Raw genomic sequence first — 687 nt, forward strand, 5'->3', positions numbered from 1 at the left:
CGCCCGCACCGTTCGAGATCAGCACGCCGTTCTTGCGGCCTTCGATATTGCCCTTGTGCGGGCCGTAACGCTCGAACAGGCGGTTCATGATGCCGGTGCCGCGCGTGTCCGACAGGAACTCGCCGTGATAGCCGATCATCCCGCGCGACGGCGCGGAGAAGGTGATGCGCGTCTTGCCGCCGGTTGACGGACGCATGTCGGTCAGCTCGGCTTTGCGCAGGTTCATCTTCTCGACGACGGTGCCCGAATATTCCTCGTCCACATCGATGATGACCGTTTCATATGGCTCGGTCTTCTTGCCGTCCTCATCTTCCTGGAACAGCACGCGCGGACGCGAAATGCCCAGTTCGAAACCCTCACGGCGCATCGTCTCGATCAGCACGCCAAGCTGAAGCTCGCCGCGACCGGCGACTTCGAAGCTGTCCTTGTCGGCGGCTTCCACCACCTTCACGGCGACGTTCGATTCGGCTTCGCGGAACAAACGGTCGCGGATCATGCGGCTGGTCACCTTGGTGCCCTCACGCCCCGCCATCGGCGAATCGTTGACGGCAAAGCGCATCGACAGCGTGGGCGGATCGATCGGCTGTGCGTGCAGCGGCTCGGTCACGGTGATGTCGGCGATGGTGTTGGCGACGGTCGCGACGGTCAGACCGGCGAGGCTGATGATGTCGCCTGCCTTGGCTTCGT

The 687-nt window shown here is 63.5% G+C and carries 1 pseudogene; it reads right to left on the bottom strand.

Annotated features, from left to right (window positions below):
* Nucleotides 1–687 (bottom strand): annotated as a pseudogene (locus AACY08_RS27800) (translational GTPase TypA); the annotation flags it as partial.

The sequence above is a fragment of the Pseudomonas sp. EL_65y_Pfl1_R83 genome (assembly GCF_963970695.1).
Taxonomy (GTDB): domain Bacteria; phylum Pseudomonadota; class Gammaproteobacteria; order Pseudomonadales; family Pseudomonadaceae; genus Aquipseudomonas; species Aquipseudomonas tritici.